This is a genomic window from Hansschlegelia plantiphila, from assembly GCF_027922265.1.
In the GTDB taxonomy this organism is placed as follows: domain Bacteria; phylum Pseudomonadota; class Alphaproteobacteria; order Rhizobiales; family Methylopilaceae; genus Methylopila; species Methylopila plantiphila.
Window position 1 is genome coordinate 455613 of sequence record NZ_BSFI01000008.1, and the last position, 22764, is coordinate 478376.

Sequence of the window (22764 nt, forward strand, 5' to 3'; positions counted from 1 at the left end):
TTGAAGGAATGGTGCCCGGGGGCGGATTCGAACCACCGACACGCGGATTTTCAGTCCGCTGCTCTACCAACTGAGCTACCCGGGCGCGCCGACCGGCTCCGTCTTGGCGGGGCTGATCGAGGGGCTTGGCCTGACGAGGAGCGCCGGCCCCGCGTGAAGCGCGCCGCCTTATAGGGTGCGGGCGGAAGGGTGTCCAGACGCTCGCGGCCCCCGCCAGCGAAACGTCATTCGTCGCCGTCGTCGGCCGGAGGCGACGAGGCGTCCTCCTCGCTCTCCTTTGCGGGGACGGCGTAGACACCGCCGAACCAGCGCGACAGGTCGATATCGGCGCAGCGCTTCGAGCAGAACGGGTAAAACGCCGCGACGGACGTCTTCTTGCAGATCGGGCAGGGCCGCGGAGGTTTGACGGGCGCGCCGTCGGCTGACCCGCTCACGGCTTCCAGCCGTCCCGCAGCGGATAGCCCTCGCCCGCGAGCAGGCTGGCGGTCTCGTACAACGGCAATCCGACCACCGCGCCGTAGGAGCCGGTGAGCTTGGCGACGAAGCAGCCGGCGAGCCCCTGGATGGCGTAGGCCCCCGCCTTGCCGCTCCATTCGCCGCTTGCGAGGTAGCTGTCGATCTCAGCCCCGGAAAGCCGCTTGAACCGGACGCGGGTCTCCACAAGCCGGCTTCTCAGCGCGCCTTTGCGCGAGACAAGGCAGATCGCGGTCGACACCCGGTGCGCGCGGCCCGAGAGCAGGCGCAGGCAGTCGGCGGCCTCTTCCTCGGTCTCGGCCTTCGGCAGGATGCGCCGGCCCACCGCGACGACGGTGTCAGCCGCCAGCACCAGCGCGTTGGCGAGCATCGGATCCTGCGCTGCGAGCCGGACGCCAGCGCGCGCTTTCTCCTCAGCCAGCCTGAGCGCGAGCGTCCGAGGCCGTTCGTTGCGGTGAGGGGTCTCGTCGATGGAGGCCGGAAGCAGCGCGTCGGGCGCGACGCCGATCTGCTCCAGCAGCGCGAGCCTGCGCGGGCTCGCGGAGGCGAGGACGAGCTTCGGAGGGTCCTTCGTCATGCCTTGCACCGGACCATAAGCGCGGCGCGGAGCCGGCGTGGCCTCACTTGAATCGGTAGGTGATGCGGCCCTTGGTGAGGTCGTAGGGCGTCATCTCGACCAGAATCTTGTCGCCCGCCAGCACGCGGATGCGGTTCTTGCGCATCCGGCCGGCGGTGTGGGCGATGATCTCGTGGTCGTTTTCGAGCTTCACCCGGAAGGTGGCGTTGGGCAGAAGCTCGATCACCGTGCCCGGGAACTCGAGCAGCTCTTCTTTAGACATGTGGTCTCGATGTTGTGTTGCGTCCGCCGCCGATCGAACGCCCGGCTCAAACTCGGCGATAATTGGAAAAGTGAGGCGTGATAGCCGATCGAGCCCGCGCCTACAACTCGACGACCGCGACGGCTCTGCGGACGCAAAGCGCCCATCCCAGTCCATACGCGCCGAGAAGCGGAAAATAGTAACGCGGATAGAGATCTCCAAGCCATCCGTAAGCGACGTAGCGTCGGTATGCGAAGGCTATATGGATGCAGAGCACGACGAGGGTCGCGGCGAACGCCGCGCGGACGAGCGCCGCCGCGACCGGCCGGTCCTTCCTCGCAGACGGCATGAACCCCACGAACAGTGCGCCGAACATGGCCGCGAGCACGAGGAGAGGCAGCGCGCTTTTTCCGAGTTGCACGGCGAATAGGGAGGGAACGTTGGTCAGGTACTCGAGCGCGTCGACCTTCGGGACGTTTTGCCAGCCGAATTCGGCGATGTAGGCTTTCAGCATCAACTCCTGGCCGGGCGTGTTCGGCGCAGGGCTGCCATAAACGGCCCACAGGACGAGATACGGCGTCGCGGCGACCGCCCCCGTGAGGCCGAGCGCGGCGAGGCCGCGCAGATCGGCCCGCGGCTTCGGAGCGCCGGCCAGCGCGAAGGCGGCGAAAGCGCCGACCAGCAGAAACGCCGTCAGCTTGACGGAGCACAAGACGACGCCGGCGAGAACGAGCGGCAGCCCCGAACGATCATTCCCGGGCGAGATGCGCTTGGCGGCGCCGAGGCAGGCGGCGGCTCCGCCAAGCGCGGCCATCTGATCATTGTTGAAGGAGCCTGCGAAGGTCGGCACATCGAGGAAGACCATGCCGGCAAGCAGGGCGACAAAGCCGAGGATTCCGAACTGCATCCGGACGCCGAAGCCGCCGAGCGTCATGAAGGCGCCGACCGACAGGGCGAGCGAAAACGCGCGCATCCACGACAGATCGGCCCGCAGCGCCGTCGCCGCTTCGTAGACTGGGAGCGACAGCCAGTAAAACAGCGGCGGATGGTTGATGAAGTTGGCGCCCGCCAGCGGCGCGCCGTTGCGATCGTAGAGCGGCATGGCGGCGAGATCCGGCCACCAACGATCAGTGTTCGCGAGATGGATGACGTAGGAGAGGTGGCCCTGCTCGTCTGCGCCCCGAAAGGGGAACGGGACTTTCGCGAGGACGAGGACGCTAAGGACCGTCATCGTCGCGACGAACAGCGCGGCCGCCGAGAGCTCCCATTTGTCGACGTCCCGTCTGAGGACGCCCACGGTCCCAGCCATCCGCCACGCCCTCTCTCGCTTCATGCGGCCGCCAGAGCGTAGCGCCGAGACCTTGATGGACGGTTAGCCCTTCACACCCGCGCCTTGCCCGCGAAGCGGAAGCGGTCGCGGATGCGATTGGAGAGGGTGTCGCGCATCGCGCGATAGGCGTCGAGCGTCTGCTCGCGGGAGCCGCCGGCCGCGAGCGTCGGGTCCATCGTCGGCCAGTATTCGACCTCCACCGGCAGACGTCCCGTCAAGTCGAGCGCGGCGTGGTGGGCCTCCGGGGCGAGCGTGACGATCAGATCGAAATTGAGGTCTTCGAGATCTTCGAGCGTGTGCGGCCGGTGCTTGCCGAGGTCGAGGCCGATTTCGTCGAGAACGGTCGCGACGAACGGGTCCGGGTCGCCCGGCCGGACGCCGGCGGAGGCGACGTAGAGCGACCGGCCGAAATAGTGCCGAGCAAGAACCTCCGCGATCGGCGACCGAATGACGTTCTGCCCGCACATGAACAGCACGGACTGCGGGCGCGACGGAGCCTTTTCGCCGCCCTCCGCCATGGACGGCTTAGCCCTTCCAGCTCAGCGCGGCGATCAGCGTGAACAGGCGGCGCGCGGTGTCGTGATCGCAGACGATCTTGCCCTTGAGGCGTTCGCCGAGCAGCTCGGCGCCCTCGTTGTGCAGCCCGCGCCGGCCCATGTCGATCGCCTCGATCTGGCTCGGGCTCGCGCTGCGGATCGCCGAGCGGTAGCTGTCGCAGATGAAGAAGTAATCCTTGAGGATCTTAAGGAACGGCGTCAGCGACAGCAGGTGGGTCATCACCTCCTCGCCGTCCTCGCGCCGGATCTGCAGGCCGAGTTTGCGGTCGACCAGCCCGATATGCAGCGTGAACGGACCCGCCCCGCAGCCTTCCGGCGCGAAGGTGTTGTCCTCGATCAGGTCATAGATCGCGACCCGCCGCTCGTGCTCGACGTCGGGGCCGGCGCGGCCGATCGAGTTCTCGTCGATAGTGATCGCGACGAGGCGGCGCGTCGGGTCGCGAGCGGCCTCGGCCATCGGCGCGCCGCCTTCCGCCTCAGGCGCCGGGATTCATGCGGATCGCGACGGAGCGGGCGTGGGCGTGCAGGCCCTCCGCCTCGCCGAGCGCGATCGCCGCCGGACCGATGGCGCGAAGCTGCTCCGGCCCGCAGCGCAGGATCGAGGTGCGCTTGACGAAATCCAGCACGCCGAGCCCGGAGGCGAAGCGCGCGGTGCGCGCAGTCGGGAGCACGTGGTTGGAGCCTCCGACATAGTCGCCGATCGCCTCGGGCGTGTGCCCGCCGATGAAGATCGCGCCCGCGTGGCGGATCTCGCGCGACAGCGCGTCGGGATCCTCGGTGACGATTTCGAGATGCTCGGGCGCGATCCGATCAGAAAGCGGGACCGCCGCGCGGATGTCCTCGACGACGATGATCGCGCCATAGTCGCGCCAGCTCGCGGAGGCGATGTCCTTGCGCGGCAAGGTCGTGAGCTGGCGCTCGACGGCCTCCGCGACGGCGTCGCCAAGCGCCGCGTCGTCCGTGATCAGGATCGATTGGGCGGACGCGTCGTGCTCGGCCTGCGCCAGAAGGTCCGCAGCGATCCAGTCCGGATTGGCCGTGCCGTCGGCGATCACCAGCACTTCGGACGGCCCTGCGATCATGTCGATGCCGACCGTGCCGAAGACCCGGCGCTTGGCGGCGGCGACATAGGCGTTGCCGGGCCCGACGATCTTGGCGACCGGGCGGATCGTCTCGGTGCCAAAGGCGAGCGCCGCGACCGCCTGCGCGCCGCCGACGCGGAACACCTCGTCGACGCCCGCCAGTTCGGCGGCGGCGAGCACCAGCGGCGAGATCTCGCCGCCCGGAGCCGGCACCACCATGGCGAGGCGCTTCACGCCGGCCACCTTGGCCGGCACGGCGTTCATCAGCACGGAGGACGGATAGGACGCCGTCCCGCCCGGAACATAGAGGCCCACCGAGTCGACCGCCGTCCAGCGCGAGCCGAGCTCGACGCCGATCGGATCGACATAGGTCTCGTCGCGCGGCAGCTGCTTGGCGTGATGGGCCTCGATGCGGTCCCGGGCGAGCGTCAGCGCGTCGAGCGCCGTCCTGTCGCACTCCGCGCGCGCGGCAGCGATCTCCTCGGCGGTCACCTGGATGCCGAGAATGCCGAGATCGACCCGGTCGAAGCGATGGGAGTAGTCGATCAGCGCCTCGTCGCCGCGTTTGCGCACGTCGGCGAGGATGGCGGCGACGGCCTGGTCGACGTCCTCCGAGACCTCTCGCTTCATCGACAGCAGGGCGTCGAAGCGCTCGGCGAAATCGGGCTCGGCGGCTGACAGGCGCTGGACCATCTCAGGCCTCCCCCTCATGCGCCGGCGCGGCGCGGGCCGCCCAGACCGGCCCGAGATCGGCGACCTGCGCCTCGATGCATTCCACATCGAGCTTCAGCACGGCGCCGCCCGAGAACAGCAGTTCGACTGCGCCGCCCGGCTCTTCGCCCGGCGCAAAGCCGACCGCGAGCAGGTTCAGCACGGTTTCCGGCGCCTCCCGGTCGATCCCGATGGCGCTGACGCGCAGCACCCGGTCGAAATGCGCGGCGGTCCGGCGACGGCGCGTTTCGCCCGCGACCCGGCGGTCGGCGCGGTTGCCGACCAGCGCGAAGCGCTTCTCGCGCGGCAGGAAGACGAGGTCGCCGACCTTCGTCACGAAATCCTGCAGATGCGCGGACAGGACCTCGAGGTCTTCCGCGTCGAGGGCGACAAGTCTGAGCGGCGCATCGACGGAATCGGTCATGGGCTCGGGCGTTCGGGGGGCGCAAGTCACGAATGGCTTACTCTTGCGCACAGGTAGCGGCGCCGAGCGCCAACGGCAACCGTTTGGCCCGCGCGACGGAAGCGTATGCAGCGGTAGCCCGCCCCCGGAGCTGACGGGTCAGTCCGAGACGCGCTCGATCGTGGCGCCGCACTGCGAGAGCTTGGCCTCCAGGCGCTCGAAGCCCCGGTCGAGATGGTAGACGCGGTTCACCACCGTCTCGCCTTCCGCCGCCAGACCGGCGATGACCAGAGACACCGAGGCGCGCAGGTCCGTCGCCATGACAGGCGCGCCGGTCAGCTTCTCGACGCCCTCGATGGTCGCGGTGTCGCCGTCGAGGTGGATCCTGGCGCCGAGACGGGCGAGCTCCTGCACGTGCATGAAGCGGTTCTCGAAGATCGTCTCGGTGATCGACGACGTGCCTTTCGCCTTGGCGGTCAGCGCCATCAGCTGCGCCTGCAGATCGGTCGGGAAGCCCGGAAACGGCGCGGTGGTGACGCGCACCGGACCGATCCCATGGCCGTTCCGCGCGACGCGGACGCCCTCATTGGTGGTCGAGACCTCGGCGCCGGCCTCGACAAGGACGTCGAAGGCCGACTCCAGCAGGTCGTAGCGCGCGCCTTCCAGCAGCACGTCGCCGCCGGCCATGGCGACCGCGATCGCATAGGTCCCGGTCTCGATCCGGTCCGGCAGCACGCGGTGGCGCGCGGCGTGGAGCGAGGAGACGCCCTGGACGCGGATCTCGGAGGTTCCCGCCCCCTCGATCTCAGCGCCCATCTTCACGAGGCAGTCGGCGAGGTCGACGATCTCCGGCTCGCGGGCCGCGTTCTCGATAACGGTCTCCCCGCGGGCGAGGGCCGCCGCCATCAGCACGGTGTGCGTCGCGCCGACGGATACCTTGGGAAACACCACGCGGCCGCCGACGAGGCCGCCCGCCGGCGCCTTGGCGATGACGTAGCCCGCCTCGATCTCAATCGAGGCGCCGAGCGAGGCGAGGCCTGTCAGGAAGAAGTCGACCGGCCGGGTGCCGATGGCGCAGCCGCCGGGCAGCGAGACCTTGGCCTCGCCCATGCGCGCCAGCAGCGGCCCGATCACCCAGAAGCTCGCCCGCATCTTGGAGACGAGATCGTAAGGCGCGGTGGTGTCGACGATCTCGCCAGCGGTGAGCCGCACAGTGTCGCCTGCGAAGGGGTCCTGCGAAGGCCGCTTGCCCTCGACGGTGACCTCGGCGCCGTGATTGCCGAGGATGCGCTTCAGCAGGATCACGTCGGCGAGCCTCGGCACGTTCTCGAGCGTCAGCGTCTCGGCCGTCAGCAGGCTCGCGATCATCAGCGGCAGCGCCGCGTTCTTCGCGCCGGAGATCGGGATGCGGCCGTTGAGCGGCGCGCCGCCAACGATGCGGATGCGGTCCATGGGACCTCCGGGAGACGGCGCCGATGAAGCGCCCTTGGGGGATCGCCGGCTCGGCCGACGCGAAACGCGCGGTCTAGCTCAAGCGGTACTCTCGCACAACGAAGAGACCGGCGCTCACTCCGGCTTCGGCTCGGCGGGATCGCGCTTCTCGCGGGGTTTCGCCTTGCGCTTCCGGAGGTTTTCGCGAAGCGCCGCCGCCAGCCGCTCCCGCCGCTCGGCCTCGCGCGCCGCGACCTCGGACGCACGGCCGGATGCGCGCTTCGGATCGGACGAATCGGGCGGGACCATAGCCGCAGGTTAGCGCGGGGTTCACGTCGGGCGGAAGCGCCCGCTCCGCCCAGCGTCTCAGCGCCCCGCGAGCACGCGGAAAGCGAGCAGCTTGGCGTGGGGCCCGAGCGGAATGGGCTCGAGCCAGGCCGGCGCCTTGCCCGAGACCAGTATGTCGGAGAAGCCGCCGGGATGGGCTAAAGCCTCCGGCGTCACGCCGCCGTCGAGCGGACAGACCACGACATAGGTGGCGTTGCGGGACACGGCGACGGCGCGCGCCGCCTCCTCGCTCCCCTGGAAGGCGTCTATCGCCGCCGTCAGCCCATCGACGTTGCGATGATACGGCGCCGCGACCGCGGCGAGCGGCGACAATGCGAGGATGTACGGTCCGGTGTCGATGGTGTTGAGCGCAAGTCCGAGCGGCAGCGCGCCGAGCGCCAGGTAGTCGGCGGACGGGCAACGCTTCGCCGCGCCGCCGGCGGCGATCGGCTCGAGCCCCGCGGCGTCCGCAACCCCCAAACCGACCAGCGCAAGCGTCGCCGGCGACAGGGCGATCACGGCGAGCACCGTGCGGAGCGCGTCTCCGGTCCGCCCGATCGCGAGCACCGCCATCGGCAGCAGCGGCGCCGCCATCGCGAAGGCGAGGCTGACGCCGCGGACCTGCCAGGCCGTCACGCCGAGCGCCGCCGCGAACATGGCGACAGCGACGCCGACCCGCCATCGCGCCTCGGGCTTCGCGGTCGCCATCGCCCATATCGCGACGCCGAGCACGGCGAGCAGCGGCAGGCCGATCGCGACCGACGCGGTCGGCTCGTTGATCGCCGAGGAGACGAAGGTCTGCGCCTCCTGAACCCGCGCCAGCCAGCCGGTCTGGAGCCGCTCCGGCAGCGCGGCGTAAGGCGAGGAGAAGCAGTTGGGCGAAGCGATCGCGAGCGCGGCGAGGCTTGCGACGCCGACCTGCGCGAGGCCGAAGAAACGGGAGACGACGTCGCCGCGCGCAAACGACGTCGCCGCGGCGAGGCCGAGGCCGCCGACGATCGCGATCGCCAGATGCCCGACGCCGAGCGTGTCGCACACCGGCGCGCTCCAGCTGTCCGGCGACAGGGTGGCGAGCGCGACGGCGCTGGTCCCGGCCGCGAAAGTCAGCCCGAACAGACGGGCGCCGCGGGCCATCGCGTCCCCCGTGACCGCCCAGCGCAGCGCGATGACGGCGGCGCAGACCGCGACGTGCGGCGCCGTCTCCATGCCGATCGCGGTCATCAGCGCGGCGCAGACGCCGGCGCCGACCGCGGCTCGCGCCGAGGTCTCGATCCGCAGGGCGCAGGCGAGCAGGGTGAGCGCGAGCGCGACCTGCGCGCCATGATGGTCGATCGCCGAAGGCGCGAAGCGCTGCGTCACGCCGGGCGACATCACCAGCATGAACGCGCCGATCACCCCGGCGCTCGGCCCGGCCAGCGTCCGGCTTGCCGAGGCGACCGCAAACAGCGCGGGGAGCAGGAGCAGAAGCGGCCACAACGTCAGCGTCAGCCGGAGCGCGACGTCCTGCGCGAACAGCCGCTCCGCCGCGAGAAGGATCAGCGCGATCGGCAGGTCGATGACCCGCGACCAGTGCATCACCACGCCGTCCGGCGGGTTCAGACGGTATTGCGTGAGGTCGAACCAGCTCTGGCCGGCCAGCAGATCGTTCACCTCGGCGAGGCGCGCGGCGTCGTCGGTCGAGAGCGCTTCGATCGCGCCGCCGAAAGCGCCATAGGCCATGGCGAACGCATAGACCGCCCAGATGAAGACGATCAGGCCGGAGCCTGCGCCTTCGAACAGCGCTCCGCGCGCGTGGCCTGGCGCCACGGCGCCCCCCGCCGCATGAGACATCGCCATGTCCGCCGTCCCGCCGCTCGCAAACCTTGAGAAGGTCTCGCACGACTAAGGTTAGGAAGCGGTGAATCGGGCCGCGTCTGTTCACGTCGCACGGGTGGTACTATCCTCGACCGCTCGCGCCGGATGCGCGGGCCAACAACACAACAAATTGCGGGGGGCCGAATGGCGGCGAAGGGTCTCGGTTTCGGGGTCGCGGCGGCTGTTCTGGCGCTCGCTCTGTTCGCGGCTCCGGCGACAGCCGAAGCGCCCAAGGGCGGCTTCCAGAATCAGGAGGCGACCGAAAGCGCGCTGAAGCTCGAGGCGCGGGTGAATCGCGAGGCGCAGTCGGAGGCTCGGAACGCCGCCGACCTCATCAAGCAGGGCGTCGTCCAGATCCGCGCGGGCAGCTGGCGCGAGGCCGCCGTCACCATGGCGCTCGCGGCCGGCAAGGACCCGAACAGCGAGCAGGCCTGGCGCAACCTCTCGGTCGCGCTCACCCGCGTCGAGACCGACGACTATTCCGAGAAGGAGAGCCTGCGCGACCAGGCGATCGGCGCCGGATGGCGCGCCTACGAGCTTTCGACCGACGCCAAGACCCGCGCCCGCGCGCTCGCTGTGCTCGCCAACGCCTTTGCGACCAAGGAGGACTGGCGCCCGGCGCTCGACGCCTACAAGGCGAGCCTCGCCCAGGTCGACAGCGTCGAGGTCAAGAACGCCTACGAGGCGATGCGCGCCGAGCATGGCTTCCGCGCGCTCGACTATTCCGTCGACAGCGACGCGGCGGCGCCCCGCGCCTGCGTGCAGTTCTCCGAAGAGCTCGCCAAGGGCCGCGTCGACTTCGCGCCGTACGTCATGCTCAAGGGATTCGACTCGCCCGCGGTCACCGCGAACGACCAGCAACTCTGCGTCGACGGGCTGAAGCACGGCGAGACCTACGACCTCACGATCCGCGCCGGCCTGCCCTCCAACGTCGACGAGCCGCTGCCGTCCTCCAAGGACTTCCACATCTACGTCCGCGACCGCTCGCCCTCGGTGCGCTTCACGGGTCGGAACTACGTGCTGCCATCGACCGGCCAGCAGGGCCTTCCTGTCGTCTCCACCAATGTCGACGCGGCTGTGGTCGAGGTGTTCCGCATCGGCGACCGCAGCCTCGCGCAGGCGGTCGTCTCCGGCGACTTCCAGAAGCAGCTGAGCGGCGACGACCTCGACAAGCTGAGGAGCGACACGGCGGCTTCGGTCTACAAGGGCGAACTCGCCGTCGAGCGGCAGCAAAACGCCGACGTGACCACCGCCTTCCCGATCTCGGAAGCCGTGCCAGACCTGAAGCCCGGCGTCTATGTGATGGCGGCGCGGGCGAAAAACGCGATCGAGGCGGACCCTTGGGAGAGCCGCGCGACGCAATGGTTCGTGGTGTCCGATCTCGGCCTGACTGCGGTTTCCGGCGCGGACGGCGTGCGCGCCTTCGCGCGTTCGCTTGCGAGCGCCGGCCCGCTTTCCGGCGTCGAGCTGAAGCTGATCGCCCGGGACAATGAGGTTCTGGCGACCAAGACGACCGACGAGGAAGGCTTCGCGGCCTTCGAGCCGGGCCTGACCCGCGGTGAAGGCGGACAGGCGCCGGCCGTGCTCGTGGCGTCGGCGAAACAGGGCGACTACGGCTTCCTCGACCTAACCAAGCCCGGCTTCGACCTGTCCGACCGCGGCGTCGGCGGCCGCGCGGCCCCGGGCCCGCTCGACGCGCAGGTGTTCGCCGAGCGCGGCGTCTACCGGCCGAGGGAGACCGTTCACCTCACCGCGCTGCTGCGCGACGACCGCGGCAAGGGCGTCCACGGCCTGCCGCTGACCCTTGTGGTGAAGCGGCCCGACGGCGTCGAGGACCGGCGGGTGGTGACGACCGATTCCGGCGCCGGCGGCCGCACGCTCGACGTCGCGCTGATCGACCAGGCGCAGGAAGGCACGTGGCGGGTCGAGGCGCTGGCCGACGCCAAGGGCGCGGCGATCGGCGAGACCAGCTTCCTTGTCGCCGACTACGTCCCCGAACGGCTCGACCTCAAGATCTCAAGCTCGTCGCCGAGCCTCGACGCGGCCGGGGCGACGGTTACCGTCGACGGGCGCTGGCTCTACGGCGCGCCGGCGGCCGACCTCGCGATCGAGGGCGACGTCAAGCTGCGCGCCGCGGATGGCGGCCTCGCCGGCTTCGAGGGCTATCGCTTCGGCCTGTCCGACGAGGTGGTCGCGCCGGTCCGCACCCCGCTCGACGGTCTCGGCCGCACCGACGCCTCTGGCAAGGCGAGCGTCCGGATCTCTGAGCCCGCGCTTCCCGACGCCACCCGCCCGCTGGAGGCCGAGATCGCGCTCCGCCTCGCCGAGCCCTCGGGGCGCACGCTTGAGCGCAAGCTGATCCTGCCGGTCGCGGCCAAGGGCGACCGCATCGGGGTGAAGCCGCTGTTCAAGGACCGCGTCGGCGACGGCGAGAGCGCGCGCTTCGACGTCCGCGTCGTGGCGCCGTCCGGAAAGGGCGCGGCGGTTTCCGGGCTGACATGGCAGCTCGTGCGGATCGAGAGCAGCTACCAGTGGTATGCGACCAACGGGCGCTGGAACTTCGAGGTGGTGAACCGCACCCGACGCGTCGCCGACGGCAAGCTCGACGTGGCGGCCGACGCCGCGGCGAAGATTGAAGCGAAGGTGAGCTACGGCCGCTACCGGTTGGAGGTGACGAGCGCGGATCCTCAAGGCCCTGCGACCAGCGTCTCGTTCGACAGCGGTTTCTTCGCAGCCGCATCCGCCGACACGCCCGACATGCTCGACGTCGCGCTCGACAAGCCGAGCTTCAGGCCGGGCGAGACCGCGACGGTCACGCTGGGCTCGCGCTTCGCCGGCAAGGCGACGGTGATGGTGGTCGGCGCCGGCGTCGTCGCGCAGAAGACCCTCGACGTCTCCGACACGGGCGCGACAACGAGCTTCCCCGTCACCGAGGACTGGCGGCCGGGGGCCTATGTCGTCGCTTTCGTGCACCGCCCGCTCGACGCCAAGGCGAGCCGCATGCCGGGCCGCGCCGTCGGCGTGGCGCACGCCCAGATCGACGCCGCCGACCGCACCATCGGCGTTTCGATCGACGCGCCCGCCAGCAGCGAGCCGCGCCGCTCGCTGGACGTCCCCATCCGACTTGCGAACCTCGCATCCGGCGAGAAGGCCTATGTGACGCTCGCAGCCGTCGACGTCGGCATCCTGAACCTCACCGGCTACAAAGCCCCGGCTCCTGACGAGGCTGTCTACGGCCAGCGCCGGCTCGCCTCGGAGATCCGTGACCTCTACGGACAGTTGATCGACGGCATGAACGCCAAGGCCGGCCGGATCCGCTCCGGCGGCGACGACAGCGGCTCCGGCGGCCTGCAGGACACCCCGACCCAGGCACCGCTCGCGCTGTTCTCGGGAATCGTGACCGTCGGTCCGGACGGAACCGTCGTCATCCCGGTCGAGCTTCCCGCCTTCAACGGCACGGTGAAGCTGATGGCGGTCGCCTGGAGCGGGGCGAAGCTAGGCCACGCCTCGAAGGACCTCGTGGTCGCCGACCCCGTGGTGGTGACGGCCGCCCTGCCGCGTTTCCTCGCGGACGGCGACAAGTCGCGCCTCCACATCGACCTCGACAACGTCTCCGGCCCCGCCGGCGACTACCAGCTCGACGTCGCAGCCTCAGGCCCGCTGCAGGCCTCAGGCGGCTCGCGCAAGCTGACGCTGGCGGCGAAGGCGCGCGCGGCGATCGACGTTCCGGTCATCGCCGCCGGCATCGGCGCCGGCCGCGTCGAGGTCACGCTGAAGGGCCCGGACGGCAAGACCTTCGCCCAGGCGCTCGCGCTCGATGTGAAGCCCGCGACGGCGCCGGTCACCCGCCGCAACGTCATCGCGCTCGCCAAGGGCGCGAGCGTCACGGTCTCGACGGACATGCTGGCCGACATCGTGCAGGGCACGGGATCGGTCGCGCTCACCGTCAACAAGCCCGGCATGCTCGACGGCGCGACCTTCAAGCTCGCGCTCGACGGCTACCCTTACGCCTGCTCCGAACAGCTCTCGAGCCGCCTGCTCGCCGTGATCTATGGCGATCAGCAGGGCCTTTCCTCGCAGACCGCCGGGGCCACGCCGGACGACGTCAAGGCGAAGGCCGGCGACATGATCGCCCGCATCCTCTCGCGGCAGGACTCGAACGGCTCGTTCGGCCTGTGGTCGGCGGAAGGCGGCGATCTCTGGCTCGATTCCTACGTCGCCGACGTGTTCGGCCGCGCCCGCGCCGCGGGCTTCGCGGTGCCGGACACGGCGTTCTCACAGGCGCTCGACAACCTCCGCAACACGATCGGCCTCCGGAACGACTCGACCGAGAGCGACATCGCCTACGCCCATTACGTGCTGGCGAAATCCGGCCGTCCGCTGCTCGGCGACCTGCGCTACCTCGCCGACGTCAAGATCGAGGAGTTCGCAAGCCCGCTCGCCCGCGCCCAGATCGGCGCGGCGCTCGCGCAGGCCGGCGATGCGACGCGGGCGGCGAAAGCCTTCGCCGCGGCCGAGATCACCCCGCCGGACGACGCCGACCGCACCGATTTCGGCTCGCCGCTGCGCGACCAGGCCGCGATCGTGGCGCTCGCGTCCGAATCCCGCACGGCGATCGCTCCCGGCGTCCTCCGCCGTATCGGGACGGCCCGGCGCGACCGGTCCTATCTGACCACGCAGGAGAACGCCTGGCTGCTGCTCGCCGCCCGCGGGCTGAAGGCGCAGTCCGCGGATCTCGCGCTCACAGTCGACGGCGAGGCCCGCAAGGGGGCGCTCGACGAGACCTTCCCGCCGGAGCGGCTGGCGCAGAAGCCCTCGACGGTCACGAACGCCGGCCAAACCCCGATCGAGGCCGTCGTGACCGTGACAGGCTCTCCGATCGCGCCGGAGTCTCCCGCCGAGAACGGCTTCCGGCTGGAGCGGCGCTACTACACCTCGGCCGGCGTCGAGACCGACCCGTCGAAGGTCGCGCAGAACACGCGGCTGGTCGTGGCGCTCACCGTCACCGAGCCCGAGCCGCGGCCGGGCCGCGTGCTGGTGGTCGACCGCCTGCCGGCGGGCTTCGAGATCGACAATCCGGAGCTCGTGACCAGCGCCAAGACGCAGGCCTTCGCCTTCCTCGGCGGCGACGACGCCCCGCAGCCCGTCCATTCCGAATTCCGCGACGACCGCTTCGTCGCAGCGTTCGACCGGTCGGCGGACGGCCCGGCGATCTACTCTGCGGCCTATGTCGTGCGGGCGGTGGCGCCCGGCCGCTACGCGCAGCCCGCGGCCTCCGTCGAGGACATGTACCGCGCCGACCGCTTCGCGCGCACCGGCGCCGGAACGGTCGAGGTGACGGCGGCGAAGTGATGAGACCCGCGACGCCATGCTGAAGCGTCTCGCAGCAGCCGCGGCCCTGATCGCGCTGTTCGGCGGCTCGCTCGCAGCGATCAGCCTCGCGTCTATCCCCGCGCCGACGCCCGGCCGGTCGGCTGCGCTCTCCACCCTCGTGCTCGACCGCGACGGTCGGCTGCTGCGCCCGTTCGCGGCCGGCGACGGCGCCTGGCGCCTGCCGGTCGCGCAGAGCGAGGTCGATCCGCGTTTCCTCAAATTCCTGCTGGCCTACGAGGACAAGCGCTTCTTCACCCATCCCGGCGTCGATCCGGTCGCGGCGCTGCGCGCGGGCCTTCAGGCGGCGCGAAACGGCGGGATCGTCTCGGGCGGCTCGACGCTCACCATGCAGGTGGTGCGGCTGCTGACCCCCGACCGCTCCCGCACCCTCGTCCGCAAATGGCGCGAGGCGGGCGCGGCGATGGCGCTGGAGCGCAAGGTCGGCAAATCAGGCGTGCTCGATCTCTATCTCCGGCTCGCGCCCTATGGCGGCAATCTGGAAGGCGTGCGGGCGGCGAGCCTCGCCTTCTTCGGCAAGGAGCCGGCGCGGCTTTCGACGGCCGAGGCCGCGCTGCTGGTCGCGATCCCGCAATCGCCGGAGGCCCGGCGGCCCGACCGCGACCGGTGCGCGGCCAAAACCGCGCGCGACCGTGTGCTCGACCGTCTGGCGGAGGCCGGCGCGATCCCCACGGCGGAAGCCATTTACGCCCGCGACGAGCCCGTGCCGGACGGGCGCCGCGCGTTCCCGAACCTGGCGGCCCATCTGGCGGAGGACGCCGCGCGACGCGCAGGTCCAGGCGGGGTCGCGCGCCTCACCATCCGCCGCGACATGCAGCGGTCGCTGGAAGACCTCGCCCGCGATCGGGCGCGGGCGCTTGGGCCGGGGCTCTCGGTCGCGATCGTGGTCGCGGACCACGCCACCGGCGCGATCGAGGCCTCGGTCGGCTCAGCCGATTATTTCGACGCGACCCGGGCCGGCTCGCTCGACCAGACCCGCGCCGTGCGCTCGCCGGGATCGGCGCTGAAACCCTTCATCTATGCGCTCGCCTTCGAGAACGGGATCGCGGTGCCCGCGACGCTGATCGAGGACCGCCCCGCGCGCTTCGGCGACTACGCCCCGCGCAATTTCGACCAGAGTTTTCATGGCACCGTCAGCGCAAGCGAGGCGCTGGCGCTGTCGCTCAACATCCCGGCCGTCGCTTTGCTCGACGCCGTCGGCCCGGCGCGCTTCGTGGCGCGGTTGAAGGCGGCCGGCGCGCAGGCGTCGCTGCCGGCCGGCGAAACGCCCGGGCTCGCGGTCGCGCTGGGCGGCGTCGGCGTGCGGCTGGTCGACCTCGCGACGCTCTACGCCGGCCTCGCCCGCGGCGGCGCGACCGTGCCGTTGACCGACGATCCCGCCATGCTCTCCGGCCCTGACGCGCCCGGTCGGCGGCTGGCGGACCCGACCGCGGCCGCCCAGGTCGCCGCCGCGCTGCTGAAGAGCCCGCCGCCGGAGGCCGCCCTCGGCGGCCGGCTCGCCTTCAAGACCGGCACCTCCTACGGCTACCGCGACGCCTGGGCGATCGGCTTCGACGGCCGCAGCGTGATCGCGGTCTGGGCCGGGCGCCCCGACGGCGCGTCGAGCGCGGGGCTCGTCGGGCGCGAGGCGGCGGCCCCGATCCTGTTCGACGCCTTCGCCCGCACCGGCGAACCGCTGACGCCGCTGAACCTGCCCCATGACAGCGCGGCGGTCGCCTTCGGCGACCTGCCAGCCCCGCTCCAGCGCTTCCGGCCGTCCGGCGCTCCAGCCCCTGTGCTCGGCGCGCGTGAAACCGCGCCGCTGGTCGTCGCCTACCCGCCGGACGGCGCGCGGGTCGAGGTTGAGGACGGCGCGGAGCTCGCGCTGAAGGCGGCGGGCGGCGTCGCGCCGTTCCGCTGGCTGGTCGACGGCCGCCCGCTGCCGCCGGAGCGTCGCCGCGAGACGCTGTGGCCCGTCGCCGGCCCCGGCTTCTCGCGCGTGACCGTGATGGACGCGACCGGCGCGACGGCGTCGGCGGCCGTCAGGCTGGAGCGCGGCTCGTGACAAGCCGCCAGCTTTACCTCGGAGCGGAAAGGCCCGCCGCATTCCGCGCGAAGCGGTCGAGCCTGCGCACCGTCTCGCGCATGTCCCGCTCGGTCGCCTCCGGGTGCAGCGCGCAGATCCTGAGGCCCAGCACGCCCGAAATCCACGTGGTCCCGACCATCGCGAAGCCGTCCTCCAAAAGTCTTCGCGCCGCCGCCCGGTTGACGGCGTCGAGCGTCTCGGCGTCGAGACCGTCCTCCTCGAAACGGAACGTCACGATCGCCATCCGAGCCGGCGAGAGGACGCGCCAGCCCGGGGTCCCCGAAATCTCGTCCTCGGCCCATTCGGCGAGCCGAAAGCCGTGCGCAACCGCCTCGCCCATGGCGTCGGCGCCCATCGTACGCAGCGTCAGCCACAGCTTCAGCGCGCGGGCGGGCCGCGTCATTTCCGGGCCGAGGTCCCAAAAGTTGACGTCGCCCTCGTCCGGCTCCGCATCCTGCAGATAATCGGGACCGATCACGAAGGCGCGCCTCAGCGCCGCCTCGTCGCGCACCAGCAGCGCGCCGCAGCCATAGGTCTGGAACAGCCATTTGTGGGCGTCCCAGGCGAGGCTGTCGGCGCGGCCAATCCCCTCGAGCAGCCCGCGATGCGCCGGCGACAGTAGCGCCGAGGCGCCGAACGCGCCGTCGACATGCATCCAGACGTTTTCTCGCGCGCAGATGTCGGCGATCTCGGGCAGCGGGTCGACGGCGCCGGCCCGCGTCGAACCCGCGGTCGCCACCGCCACGAAGGGGATAAGACCCGCGGCGCGGTCGGCGGCGATCGCGCGAGCGAGTTCCCCCACGTCCATCGCAAGGCGGTCGTCGGTCGCGACCACCCGGACGCGGTCCGCGGCGACGCCGATGACGCGCAGCGCCTTCTGTACGGAGGCGTGGGTTTCGCCGGAGACGTAGGCCACGCCGTCGCGGAGCCGGCCTTCGGGCAGCTTGTCTTCGCGCGCTGCAACCAGAGCTGTGAGGTTCGCGGACGACCCGCCGGAGACGAACAGTCCGCCGGCGGTCACGGGCAGCCCCGCCGCGGACGCCATCCAGCGGATCAACGCGCGCTCCACGCTGAGCGGGCCTGCGGCCTGCGGCCAGGCGCCGGCATGCGGATTGAAGGCGGAGGTCAGCAGATCGCCCAGCCGCGAGATCGGGCTCGCCGGCGCCGGCACGAAGCCGAAGGCGCGGGGGTGATCGGCGCGAGCCGCGCGCGGCAGGATTTCGGAGAGGAGTTCCTCGACAGCTTCGGCAAGAGGGGTCGGCGTCGCGCGGACGAAGAGCCCTTCCGGCCGCCCAGCAAGCGCGGGTCCAGGGCCGGTCGGCCCGGCTGCGATCGCCGCGGCCAGCGACTCGAAGGCCTGCGTGAAAGTCGCCCGATCTTCGGCGCGAAGGAGGGAGAAGTCGCTCAAAGCGGCCGGCGTCAGATCCCGGCGCCGGCGGGCGTCGTTCCGGCTTCGGCTCCCTGCGGCCGGAACATCAGCTTGTCGACTCGCGGCCCGTCCATGTCGATCACCTCGACGGTCCAGGCGCCGACGTCGATCGTATCGCCCTCGCTCGGGATGCGGCCGAGGGCTGCGATCACGAGGCCAGCCGCGGTGTGGAACTCGCCCTGCGCGTGCTGGGGGATGTTGAAGGCGAAGGTCTCGGTCACGACGTCGAGCGACGCGCGGCCGTCGACCATGTAGCTGCCATCCTCGCGGCGGCGGATGTCCTGGTCCTCCGGCGTGTCGTGCTCTTCGGGCAGCGCGCCCGCTATCGCGCCCAGCACGTCGTGCGACGTTACGATTCCCTCGAAGCCGCCGAACTCGTCGACCACGAAGGCGGTGGAGGACGGCTGCGACTTGAACAGCTCGAGCAGGCTGAGCGCCGACGCCCCCTCCGGCACGTAGAGAGGGTCCTTCACGGTCGAGGCGACGTCGAAGGCGCCGCCGGCGATCATCGAGGCCAGAACGTCCTTCTTGTGCAAGATGCCGACGGGGTCGTCGACGGAGCCGTCCTTGCCGACGACGATCCGGGAGAACGGGCTTTCGGCGAGCTCGGTCTTGATGGTCTCGAGGTCGTCGGTGATGTCGACCCAGAACACCTCGCGCCGCGGCGTCATGATCGATCGCACCGGCCGGTCGGCGAGGCCGAGAACGCCCTCGATCATGCGGCGCTCGACCGGTTCGATCGAGCCCGCGGCGACGCCCTCGGCGATGACCGAACGGACCTCCTCCTCAGTGACGTTCGAGCCGTCCTGCTCCTTTACGTGGAGGATCCTGAGGATGAGGTTGGAGATGACGTTGAGCGCGACGACGACCGGCCGACCGCCGATCGCGATCGCCCGCAGCGGCCCGGAGACGAAGGCCGCGATCGGCTCGGGGTTCGACAGCGCGACGCGCTTCGGCACAAGTTCGCCGAGAATTAGCGACAGGCTGCCGATCGAGATCACCACGAGCGCGCTCGCGACCGGACGGACGTAGTCGTCGAGGGGCGTGAGGCGGGCGAGAAGGTCCGCGACCGGCTCGGCGAGCGCGGCCTCGCCGACGACGCCGGTCAGGATCGCGATCAGCGTGATGCCGATCTGGACGGAGGAGAGGAAGCTCGACGGGTCGTCGGCCAGGCGCATGGCGCGCTCGGCCCCCACGTCGCCATTGTCGGCCATCATCTTCAGCCGTGGTCTTCGGGCCGAGACGATCGCGAGCTCCGACAGCGCGAAGAACCCGTTCAGGAGCACGAGGCCCAGAAGAACGGCGATGTCTAGGAGCGGCATGAAGGGTCCGGGGATGAGGCGGACGCGCCGCGTCCGTCGATCACGACGCACTATAACGGCTTTCCGCGGGCCCGTCATGGGCATGCGCGACCGCCGCCCTTGCGGAGGCGCCGCCGCGTTCGCATGTGGGTATCCTCCGATACCACCCGACATGCTATGTAAACTGTTTGTTAACCAATCGATAATCAGCTGACCTGAATGGAAGATCCCGCTTCGCCCATGCCCCACGCCATCGACCGACTGTTCAAAGCCGTCTGTGAAGCGAGCGACGGGGATCCCGCGCTCTCGCGCACGGCAAAGCTCCGCCAGGAGGGGGTCCCGAAGATGGCGAAGAAGGTGGCCGAAGAGGCCGCCGAGGTCGCGATCGAGGCGGTGAGCGGCGCCCGCGAGGCGCTGATCCGCGAAAGCGCGGACCTGATCTACAACCTCGTCGTGCTGTGGTCGGCGGCCGACGTTGAGCCGAAGGACGTGTTTGACGAGATGGACCGCCGCGAACGGCTCTACGGCATCGCCCAGAAGCTGCCGAAATCCGAGCAGCTGAGGGCGAAGGGCTTCATTCCCCAGGCGAAGCTGACCACAGACCTTTGACGGCGGCGACGACCGCTCATCACCGCACGGAGAAGGTGATCGGCACCCTGTAGGTCTCCGACGCGCGCTGCATCTCCGGCGGCATGGCGGGGAAAGAGGCGCGCCGCGCCATCGCCTCCGCCTCCGCCGCGGCCTCAGGAGGGCCCGACGCGGATATGCCCGAAACGCGGCCGGCGCGGTTGAGCGTGAACACCACCGTGGCGCGGCCCTCGAATCGCGTGCCGCTCCGTTTCTGCGCGGCGAGCGCGGAACGGACGCGCGAGCCGTAGTTCGCCGCAGCGGCCGCGCTGCTCGCTCCCGAATTGTTGGACGCGCCGCCCATTCCGCCGGCCTGACTGTTGACCAGCTTGCGCTTCGACGTCGGTCGGTCGGTCGGCTTCTCCCGCGGTTCGCGGTTCGGCGCCTCGCGCTTCGGGGCGGCCTTCGCCGGCCGCTTCGGTCGCTCCGGCGCCTCCTCCTGCGCGACGACCGTGCGCTCCGGCGGCAGCGAGACCGCGGCCTGAACGTCGTCGGGCGTCTTCACGTCGTCGGCCGCGACCTCCGGCGTCTCGACCGGCTCCAGATCCTGCACGTCGTCGGTCGGCGCGGCCTCCGCCGTCACAGCCGGCTCCTCCGGAGGCGTGGCCTCGTCCTGGATCTCCTCGAGCTGCTCCGCCTCGGGCGGAACCTCCTCCGTCTGGTCAGGCTCCGTCGTCGGCGTCGGGTCGGTCTCGATCTGCTCCGCGTTCGCCCCGGCCTCCTGCATCTGTGCGGCGCCCGACGGCGGCGGCGTCAGATCCATCTCGATCGCCGGCAGGCCGACGTCCCCCGTCGGCTCCGGCGTCTCGCGCAGAAGGATCAGCGCGCCGATGTGGAAGGCGAGCGCGAGCGCGCCGCCGGCGGCCCAGCGTCTCCAGTCGCCGCCGGCCGGATCGGGGCCGAGGCTCAGCGCGTCAACGGCCGCCATCAGGTCCGACGGACTCGAGCGCGACCAGGGCGATCTTGAGGTAGCCCGCGCGTCTCAGGTCGTTCATCACGTCGGTCAGGTCGCCGTAGGATACCGTCTTGTCGGCGCGCAGGAACACCCGCTGCTCGCGGTCGCCGTTGGTCGCCTTGTCGAGCGCCGCCGGCAGCGTCGCGGGATCGAGGATCTGGGAGCCGATCGCGAGCTTCAGGTCGGACTTGATGGTGAGATAGACTGGCTTGTCCGGACGCGGCTGGGGCTTCGCGGTCGAGGCCGGCAGGTCGACGCCGACATCGACGGTCGCGAGCGGCGCCGCCACCATGAAGATGATCAGCAGCACGAGGATCACGTCGATGAACGGCGTGACGTTGATCTCATGGGTCTCCGTGAGCTCGTCGCCCCCGGAATGATCGAGCCTGGCGGCCATGGCGCTACTCCGCGGCGGCCGAAAGCCGGGGCGTCGCCATCCGGTCGAGGTCGCGGCTGACGAGGCGCAGCACGGCGGCGGAGGCGTCGGCGAGAGCGCCGCGATGCCCCGAGATCGCGCGGGCGAACACGTTGTAGATCACCACCGCTGGAATGGCGGCCACGAGGCCGATCGCGGTCGCGAGCAGCGCTTCGGCGATGCCGGGAGCGACCACCGCGAGATTGGTGGTCTGCGCGTTCGAGATGCCGATGAATGAGTTCATGATCCCCCACACCGTGCCGAACAGGCCGACGAAGGGCGCGGTCGAGCCGATGGTCGCGAGCAGGCCGGTGCCGATGGCGAGCTTGCGGCCCGCCTGCGCCTCAAGCCGCGATAGATGCGACGCGACGCGCTCCTTCACGCCCTCAGGCGACAAGGCGTCGCCGGAATAAGCGAGTTCGGCGTCTGCGGCCGCCACGAAGGCCGGCACCGCGCCCTTACGACCGTCGAGCGCGCGGCGGGCGTCGTCGAGAGTGCGGGCCGCGACCAGCGCCTTCATACCCTGGGCGACGCGCCGGTTGACCGCCGCGAGCTCCAGCGCCTTCGCGAGCAGGACCGTCCAGGTCACGAGCGAGGCGAAGGCGAGTCCGATCATGACCCCCTTCACGATCCAGTCGGCGGCCAGGAACATGCCGACCGGCGAGAGGTCGTGCGGCAGCCGCGAGGAGTCCACCGCAGGCATGGTCTCGGACGCGGCGGCCGCGGGCGGAGGCGTCTGGCCGGGCTCGGTGGCCGGGGCCACCTGCGCAGGCGGAAGCGACTGCGCGGCGGGCTCCTGCGCCGGGGCCTGCGCATAGACGGGCGCGGCGCCGAGCAGCGCCGCCGCGAGCAGAGCCGCGGCCGATTGACGGATGGTCACTTGCCGAACTCCACGCCCTTGACCCGCGACGTCGTCGTGACGAGCCCGAGGCAATCCTGATCGCCGCCGCAGGCGGTGACGTCGTTCAGCAGCACGCGGCTCACGCCCTCGCACCGGGCGTCGCCGGCGTCGAACAGTTTGACGGTCGTCTTGGACGCCCGGATCGGCCCGGCCTCGACGGCGAGGCGGCGCGAGATCACCCCATCCTTGTCGAAGAACACCAGGTCGAGCTTCAGGCTGTCATAGGCCTTGTCGCCGGGGTTGCTGACGAGCAGCGAGACGCGGCACGCCGCATCGCGCTGTTCGAGCCGGTTGAGCTCGATCGAAACGCCCGAGGCGGCGACCGCCGGCCCCGTCGCAAGTCCGAGAGCCGCGGCGCCCGCGAAGAGACGCGCCAGCCGTGTCGCGCGCGTGATGGCGAATACCGGCAAAGGCTTACTCCCAACCGAGATTGTCGTTCGTCGAGTGCCGATTAAGCCCAGGACGCGCGCACTTCAAGGCCGCGGGGTCCAATTGATAATGCCTCCAATTCCAAACAATATCCCGTTCGCATGGCCAAAAAACGGAAAATCCGCGTCAGGATTGCTTGGTCGGATGGGCCGAACGGGATCGGTTCCTGATCCCTGCCCCGCTTCGCCAAGCGTGTGCCGGTTTCGCCGCCGATAGACGGGCAGGCGGCGCGGGCCTGTCATCCGCCCAATGCAGGAAGGGCGG

At 70.8% G+C, this 22764-nt stretch carries 20 protein-coding genes and 1 tRNA gene; 3 read left to right on the top strand and 18 right to left on the bottom strand.

Going from position 1 to position 22764, the window contains the following annotated elements; genetic code table 11:
• Positions 1-9 precede the first annotated feature (9 nt).
• The 12 genes from PKE75_RS11955 to PKE75_RS12010 form a co-directional block, all read right to left on the bottom strand.
• A tRNA-Phe gene (locus PKE75_RS11955) sits at positions 10-85 on the bottom strand.
• 139 nt (positions 86-224) lie between these two features.
• On the bottom strand, positions 225-434 hold the full coding sequence (gene yacG / locus PKE75_RS11960) for a DNA gyrase inhibitor YacG (protein WP_271168953.1): 210 nt from the start codon (positions 432-434) through the stop codon (positions 225-227).
• Complete coding sequence (locus PKE75_RS11965; protein ID WP_271168954.1) at positions 431-1051, bottom strand: Maf family nucleotide pyrophosphatase; 621 nt, start codon at positions 1049-1051, stop codon at positions 431-433. The genes yacG and PKE75_RS11965 overlap by 4 nt, the downstream gene beginning before the upstream one ends.
• 43 nt (positions 1052-1094) lie before the next feature.
• On the bottom strand, positions 1095-1313 hold the full coding sequence (gene infA / locus PKE75_RS11970) for a translation initiation factor IF-1 (RefSeq protein WP_128777136.1): 219 nt from the start codon (positions 1311-1313) through the stop codon (positions 1095-1097).
• 100 nt (positions 1314-1413) lie between these two features.
• Positions 1414-2601, bottom strand: coding sequence for a hypothetical protein (locus PKE75_RS11975; RefSeq protein WP_271168955.1), 1188 nt, complete (start codon positions 2599-2601; stop codon positions 1414-1416).
• Positions 2602-2672: 71 nt separating this feature from the next.
• Positions 2673-3140: an arsenate-mycothiol transferase ArsC gene (locus tag PKE75_RS11980; RefSeq protein WP_271168956.1), complete on the bottom strand. Its 468-nt coding sequence runs from the start codon at positions 3138-3140 to the stop codon at positions 2673-2675.
• 7 nt (positions 3141-3147) lie between these two features.
• On the bottom strand, positions 3148-3636 hold the full coding sequence (locus PKE75_RS11985; protein WP_271168957.1) for a UPF0262 family protein: 489 nt from the start codon (positions 3634-3636) through the stop codon (positions 3148-3150).
• A gap of 19 nt (positions 3637-3655) precedes the next feature.
• Complete coding sequence (gene hisD, locus PKE75_RS11990; RefSeq protein WP_271168958.1) at positions 3656-4954, bottom strand: histidinol dehydrogenase; 1299 nt, start codon at positions 4952-4954, stop codon at positions 3656-3658.
• A 1-nt stretch (position 4955) separates the two neighbouring features.
• Positions 4956-5396, bottom strand: coding sequence for a DUF2948 family protein (locus tag PKE75_RS11995; RefSeq protein WP_271168959.1), 441 nt, complete (start codon positions 5394-5396; stop codon positions 4956-4958).
• Positions 5397-5534: 138 nt separating this feature from the next.
• The gene (murA, locus tag PKE75_RS12000; RefSeq protein WP_271168960.1) at positions 5535-6827 is read right to left on the bottom strand and encodes a UDP-N-acetylglucosamine 1-carboxyvinyltransferase; all 1293 of its coding nucleotides are present in this window, start codon (positions 6825-6827) and stop codon (positions 5535-5537) included.
• A 114-nt stretch (positions 6828-6941) separates the two neighbouring features.
• Complete coding sequence (locus PKE75_RS12005; RefSeq protein ID WP_271168961.1) at positions 6942-7115, bottom strand: hypothetical protein; 174 nt, start codon at positions 7113-7115, stop codon at positions 6942-6944.
• 57 nt (positions 7116-7172) lie between these two features.
• On the bottom strand, positions 7173-8969 hold the full coding sequence (locus PKE75_RS12010) for a hypothetical protein (protein ID WP_271168962.1): 1797 nt from the start codon (positions 8967-8969) through the stop codon (positions 7173-7175).
• A 162-nt stretch (positions 8970-9131) separates the two neighbouring features.
• Between PKE75_RS12010 and PKE75_RS12015 the strand changes: the two genes are divergently transcribed.
• Both PKE75_RS12015 and pbpC read left to right on the top strand, forming a co-directional pair.
• The gene (locus PKE75_RS12015; protein WP_271168963.1) at positions 9132-14339 is read left to right on the top strand and encodes an alpha-2-macroglobulin family protein; all 5208 of its coding nucleotides are present in this window, start codon (positions 9132-9134) and stop codon (positions 14337-14339) included.
• A 16-nt stretch (positions 14340-14355) separates the two neighbouring features.
• Entirely contained in the window at positions 14356-16422 is a 2067-nt protein-coding gene (pbpC, locus tag PKE75_RS12020) for a penicillin-binding protein 1C (RefSeq protein ID WP_271168964.1), read from the top strand.
• Between the two features lie 13 nt (positions 16423-16435).
• Here pbpC and PKE75_RS12025 read toward each other — a convergent pair whose 3' ends face one another.
• The gene (locus tag PKE75_RS12025; RefSeq protein WP_271168965.1) at positions 16436-17851 is read right to left on the bottom strand and encodes a pyridoxal phosphate-dependent decarboxylase family protein; all 1416 of its coding nucleotides are present in this window, start codon (positions 17849-17851) and stop codon (positions 16436-16438) included.
• A gap of 11 nt (positions 17852-17862) precedes the next feature.
• Complete coding sequence (locus PKE75_RS12030) at positions 17863-19194, bottom strand: hemolysin family protein (RefSeq protein WP_271168966.1); 1332 nt, start codon at positions 19192-19194, stop codon at positions 17863-17865.
• 219 nt (positions 19195-19413) lie between these two features.
• Here PKE75_RS12030 and hisE point away from each other — a divergent pair, with 219 nt between their 5' ends.
• Positions 19414-19782 (top strand): phosphoribosyl-ATP diphosphatase, encoded by a 369-nt coding sequence (gene hisE, locus PKE75_RS12035; protein WP_271168967.1) that lies wholly within the window; start codon positions 19414-19416, stop codon positions 19780-19782.
• A gap of 19 nt (positions 19783-19801) precedes the next feature.
• On the opposite strand, the gene PKE75_RS12040 is transcribed toward hisE, so the two are convergent.
• Genes PKE75_RS12040 through PKE75_RS12055 form a run of 4 tightly spaced genes read right to left on the bottom strand, consistent with a single transcriptional unit; the run spans position 19802 to position 22481 of the window.
• Positions 19802-20728, bottom strand: coding sequence for a TonB family protein (locus PKE75_RS12040; protein ID WP_271168968.1), 927 nt, complete (start codon positions 20726-20728; stop codon positions 19802-19804).
• Complete coding sequence (gene exbD, locus PKE75_RS12045; protein ID WP_271168969.1) at positions 20715-21152, bottom strand: TonB system transport protein ExbD; 438 nt, start codon at positions 21150-21152, stop codon at positions 20715-20717. The genes PKE75_RS12040 and exbD overlap by 14 nt, the downstream gene beginning before the upstream one ends.
• A gap of 4 nt (positions 21153-21156) precedes the next feature.
• The gene (gene exbB, locus PKE75_RS12050) at positions 21157-22044 is read right to left on the bottom strand and encodes a tonB-system energizer ExbB (RefSeq protein ID WP_271169187.1); all 888 of its coding nucleotides are present in this window, start codon (positions 22042-22044) and stop codon (positions 21157-21159) included.
• Between the two features lie 2 nt (positions 22045-22046).
• Positions 22047-22481, bottom strand: coding sequence for a hypothetical protein (locus PKE75_RS12055; RefSeq protein ID WP_271168970.1), 435 nt, complete (start codon positions 22479-22481; stop codon positions 22047-22049).
• Between the last annotated feature and the right edge of the window lie 283 nt (positions 22482-22764).